At 45.7% G+C, this 276-nt stretch carries 1 pseudogene; it reads right to left on the reverse strand.

Features of this window, described 5'->3' with window-relative positions:
- A pseudogene (locus tag HMPREF3027_RS09600) lies at nucleotides 1–276 on the reverse strand (transposase); the annotation flags it as partial.

A 276-nucleotide genomic window follows, 5' to 3' on the forward strand; every position in this document is an offset into this window, starting at 1 on the left:
TTTGAGTTGACGGTTGGTACACTCTATCTCTCGTATAAGGTTGTAGTAGTCCCAGATACTTTTCTCATCTAGAGTGCTGACATTCGTCCGAAGATAGTAGGCTCCATACTCTGCTATTGCCTGTTCCTCTCCATGTGTACTCCAAGAGAGGTCTGACATTAGCTTTGGATTGGCTGTGCTTCTCGTGTATTTAATGTCGTAGAATTTGGCAATGGAGGGGTATTTCTGCATGGCTCGCCCGATGCGTTCAATCACCTTTTCATAGGTCTTGGTGCC

The sequence above is a fragment of the Porphyromonas sp. HMSC077F02 genome (genome assembly GCF_001815465.1).
GTDB lineage: Bacteria > Bacteroidota > Bacteroidia > Bacteroidales > Porphyromonadaceae > Porphyromonas_A > Porphyromonas_A somerae.